This window comes from Congregibacter sp. (assembly GCF_045107095.1).
Taxonomy (GTDB): Bacteria; Pseudomonadota; Gammaproteobacteria; order Pseudomonadales; family Halieaceae; genus Congregibacter.
Window position 1 is genome coordinate 1 of sequence record NZ_JBGCFU010000093.1, and the last position, 4,770, is coordinate 4,770.

4 protein-coding genes and 1 pseudogene are annotated in these 4,770 nt (G+C 53.6%); all 5 read left to right on the forward strand.

The genetic code is table 11. The annotated features are described in order from the left end of the window. A partial coding sequence (locus AB8B76_RS12190) for a carbohydrate porin (protein ID WP_405272833.1) occupies positions 1 to 607 on the forward strand: 607 nt, incomplete at its 5' end. Between the two features lie 115 nt (positions 608 to 722). After that, complete coding sequence (locus AB8B76_RS12195) at positions 723 to 2,309, forward strand: porin (RefSeq protein WP_405272834.1); 1,587 nt, start codon at positions 723 to 725, stop codon at positions 2,307 to 2,309. A gap of 78 nt (positions 2,310 to 2,387) precedes the next feature. Continuing rightward, a complete protein-coding gene (locus AB8B76_RS12200; protein ID WP_405272836.1) occupies positions 2,388 to 3,644 on the forward strand; it encodes a carbohydrate porin in 1,257 nt (418 codons plus the stop codon). A 9-nt stretch (positions 3,645 to 3,653) separates the two neighbouring features. After that, positions 3,654 to 4,442, forward strand: a complete 789-nt coding sequence (locus tag AB8B76_RS12205; protein ID WP_405272838.1) for a mechanosensitive ion channel family protein — start codon at positions 3,654 to 3,656, stop codon at positions 4,440 to 4,442. Positions 4,443 to 4,512: 70 nt separating this feature from the next. After that, positions 4,513 to 4,770: pseudogene (locus tag AB8B76_RS12210) on the forward strand (hypothetical protein); the annotation flags it as partial.

Genomic DNA, 4,770 nt, shown 5'->3' on the forward strand with positions numbered 1-4,770 from the left:
CGACGCGGCTGTCGGCGTCGCCTACGGCACGATGCTCGGAGACAACTTCTACCTTATCGGCGGCATCACTGATACCAACGGCGACCCGTCTCGGCCCTTCGACGGCTTCGAGAACTTCGTGAATGAGGGTGAGTACTTTAAAAGCATCGAACTTGGCTATACCAGTTCCCAAGAGCGCATCATCTTCGATAATTACCACATGACGCTATGGCACAAGGACGAGCAAGATGAGGCTGGCGTTCCTGACGGCTGGGGCTTGGCTTTTTCAGCCTCACGCTATGTGGGCGACAAGTTGATGCCTTTTGTGCGAGGCGCTTACACCGATGATGGTGGATCTTTGTTGCAGCGTTCTCTGAGCGCCGGGCTAGGGTATCAGCCGCAATCAATGGATGGCCTGCTGGGCGTGGGTATCAATTGGGGAGAACCCAACGAGACCACGTTCGGCAAAGGGCTCGCTGAGCAGCAGGCTATAGAGGTGTTCTACCGCGCTGATTTAGGGAAACACGTCGCGGTGACCGGCGACGTACAATACATCCAAGACCCGGCACTTAATCCTGCAGAAGACAGAATATGGATGTTAAACCTGCGCGCTCGTTTCGTGTTTTAAGTGACACAATGAAGCCAACCCAATACTTAATCATAGGCGGATCGCTTTGCGTGTTTTTATGAGTTTTAGGGCTGCGCTAGCCGCCCTACTTTGCCTACTTCTAACAACTGCCCCTGTGTATAGCCAAACCCAGGACACCGTTGCAGACCTGATCATCAGAAACGTGCGCATTGTGAATCCTTCGACAGCGAGTGCCGAGTCTCTGGCCAACATCAAAATCAAAGACGGACTGCTACGGCTAATTTCTGGCGATAATATTGAGGCCGATGACGAAAGTCTCATTTTGGATGCGGACAATGGGTTCTTACTTGGCAAGCTGACGGTAGGTGCCCCCCCGCTGTTTATGATCCTGGACGAGAACCCCATAAACGACATCAAAGTGCTGCTCGACACTAGCCAGCACGTTGTGTTTGCCATCGAAGATCAAACCATACTCACTAACACACTCACTGAATCTATAGTCGCTGAAGCCCCGACCACTGAACGTTCCAATCGATGGCTCGCCTACGACCCACCGCCGTTTGCCCTACCCAGCAGTATTAGGTCGGAAAAATGGAACACCTGGAAAACAAAGTGGGTAAACGGATTATTTGTTTCTGCATTGGCCCTGGACCGACAGTACATCAGTCAGGACAGTGGCAGCGCTGGGCAGTTTGGTGACCTTGAGAACGAACGAGGACGCGGAACTATCCGGGGCTGGCGCTTTGGCACAGCAGGAACAATCAATTTTGAGAAGCCTTGGCTGTATAACATAGCAGGCGCCTGGAACTCCTTCGACCGCGGATTCGATTCAGAAGATGGCGAAGACGAGTTTCAGTTGTTTGATTTTTCAGTAGATATTCCGGTCTCGAACAAAATCATCGCCCGTGTGGGCAAGCAAAAAGAGCCCATCAACATGGATCGCTCTATGACTATGACCCAAATCTCATCCCAGGAGCGCTATGCAGCCGCTGATGCGATGCTTCCCACGCGGAACGTGGGAATAAGCCTGTACGGCTCGATACCAGATCAACGGGTTTCCTGGAGTGCGGGGGTCTTTAACGACTGGTTAACCGAAGGTGAGGATTTCAATGAAAGCGCTAGTCAGGGCGTTGGGCGCGTCACTTGGGTTCCGTATCTATCCGACGACGGAAACACCATTCTGCATGTTGGCGCGGGCCTGAGATACACCGACGCCAAGCAGGGTCTGGCCTACAGTAGCAGACCTGAAATTGGCAACGCCCCCAAATTTGTTGATACCGGGTTCTTTGAAGCTGAGTCCTCGGCGCTTTATAACGCAGAGCTCGGGTGGCGCAGCGGTCCCTATTGGCTCATGGCCGAATACAGTGACAATCGAATCGATGCCCCCACGGTAGACGATCCTAACTTTACCGGTTACCACCTGTCTGCGGCCTGGAGCCTCAGTGGAGAAATGCGACCCTATCGGATGAATCGTGGCGTGTTTGGCGGACTTCCCATTGCGCACAATGTTCCCGGCGGCGGCGCTGGCGCACTTGAACTTGGCCTTCGATATTCAACACTAGATCTCACCGACGGTGGTATAGATGGCGGAGAGATCGACGTCTCCACTATTCAGCTGAACTGGTGGCTCACGCAATCCATGGCGGTGTCGCTCAACTATAAGCACACCAGCACCGATAGATTCGATACCGTCGGCGAGATGGATGCCCTCGTTGCAAGAGTCATCCTTATTTTGCAGTAACGATTGAGACTAACCACAGAACTTCATATGCACCATACGACGTCTTTACTTTTTCACACCAACGCTCTAGCACTGCTAATGCTGACGCACACTGCGGTGGCCGAAACTACCGCAGGCGAACAGCGCGATGCTCCTGAAAAGTTTCCATCTCAGCAGAGCATCACCTTTGGCGGCGCCAGCGGCGTTCAAGCAGAACTCGAAGACCTCTACAAATACCGGGATGAGCTCCTGGAGCCGGATTGGGAAAAGAAACTCCTCTCGCCCTGGTTCGATTGGAAACAAGACTTTGCGGACAGAACCGGCATAAAAATGGGTGTCAATCTGCTCATGACCTATCAGGACGCTTCTGAAGCGCCCTCCCCAGGCGACGACTCTGACGCGGCCGGTGGCATCTATCGCTTCCAAGGGAGTTGGACCGCGTTCCAGGGCGATAACGGGAGTGTAGGTAAACTCGACTGGCGACTTGAGGCGCGCGGAGACCTCGGTACGGGCCTGGCACCCCAAGAGTTAGGCGGCCAGTACATGGCAGCACTCAACCCGGGATTTCCCTACGGCAACAATTTTGACACCGACTTCTCTGTGCTGAGTTGGACACAGACCTTTAACAAGGGACGCTGGGGCTACGCGGCCGGACGCATGGCGTTTGACGTACATCTCGACTCCTTCGCTTTTCAGTCCCCTTACCGCGGCTTTTTGAATCGCGCCTTTATTCTCAATCCGAGTATTGGCACGACAGGTCTCGGCGCTTTAGGCGCCGCAGTAAAGGGCCACATTAGCGACCAAGTATGGATCGGCGCGCAAATATACGATGGGAATGCAGCGAACGGCGAATTTGATTTTGACACCGTGCAGGAAGGCGAATGGCTAAAGGCTGTCGAATTTGGATGGACCCCTGGTTTTGCCAGACGCGGCACAGATCGCATACAGCTCACCTACTGGGAAAAAGACGAACGTAAGAAAGCGGGCGTTTCCGCAGGCTCGGGTTGGGCGATGAGCTCAAGCTATCAGCTGACACCAGACGTCTTGGGTTTCTTTCGTGCTGGCCACTCAGATGGCGGCGCAGGCGTTGCCGCCGAGTCTTCGGCAAGCGTGGGCTTTGAACTTAAGCCCTGGGCACAGCGCGCCTGGACCCTGGGTCTTGGCTGGTCAGAACCAAGCGAAGAAACACACGGCGCGGGCCTCAAAGATGAGTGGGTGCTGGAGACCTCCTACAAAATGCAGCTGACGCGGGCAATAAGTCTTACCCCGGACATACAGTGGCTGCATAACCCCGCACGCCTCCCTTCAAAAGATCAGCTTTGGGTCTTTGGCATTCGAGCAATCATCACGCTTTAGGAAATACCCATGACGGAAAATATCGACACTGCACTAGGCTCTCTGGAAATCTACGCGAAACTGATACTAAGCGGCCTCGGATTTATGTTGGCCGCTATGGTGATCGTGTTTGTTTTGTACCGAGCCGTGTCTTCGTTCGTAAAGCCCACGGGTAAATTTGCAAGAATGGTGCGGGTCGCATTCGGTGCCATTTATGTGCTGATCCTGCTTTTGGCAGTAAGCCTTGCCGCAGAGAGCCTAGGCTACGATGTAGCAAGCTTTACCGGTATCGGCATCTTGTTGGTCATCACCGGAGCCGTTGTCGTCTTCTTCCTGATTCCATTCTTACCTCGGGTGCCGTTTAACGTGGGTGATCTGGTTTCAATCAGAGGCCATATGGGCAATATCGAAGCCATAACCAGCTATCAAACAGTCCTTCGCACCTTTGACGGCCGCCTGATTTACATACCCAACGTTCTGACTTTCTCCACGGACATTGAAAACTACAGTACCGTTCCCAACCGCCGAGTGGATGTGTCCATCCAGATCCACGCCCATGACAATTTGGAAGCCGGCCGGCAATTGATGCTCGATGCAATGCTCTCGGATGACCGGGTACGGGCTGACCCTGCGCCGTCAGTGTTTGTCACCAACATCGATAAAGGTCTGGTGACGCTACAGGCTTACTGCTGGACAACGAATGCCGACTGGTTCCCAACACGTGATGCATTGATCGTGGACATAACAGGTCGCCTACAAAGAGCAGACGATGTGGAGCTGGCGCTGTACGAAGTCGCTGTGCGCAACATTGACCTTTAAATTGGAGTACCTAAAGCATCAAGGTACTAACAACACCAAATTTAGAGCTTAAACCCAGAAGCCCAGGCCCATGAGTAGATCATTTTCTCTCACCACTCTAATTACCGCGGCGGTGTTCGACATCGTGGCTACTAGTCATGCCAGCGCGCAAACCTCTGCCGCCGAGGCCGCAAGAGAGCTCGCAAACCCCAATACGGCGCTGGCGAGCCTTACCTTCAAGAACATCTACACTAGTTTCACTGGCGATCTTGCTGGCGCCGACGACGAGTCTGGGTTCACTACCCTCTTTCAGCCGTCATTACCTTTCCCGCTAGCTAACGGTGACAAG

Coding starts and splice junctions, on each gene's coding strand:
- AB8B76_RS12200 (WP_405272836.1), top strand. CDS start 2,388: ATGCTGACGCACACTGCGGTGGCCGAAACTACCGCAGGCGAACAGCGC.
- AB8B76_RS12205 (WP_405272838.1), top strand. CDS start 3,654: ATGACGGAAAATATCGACACTGCACTAGGCTCTCTGGAAATCTACGCG.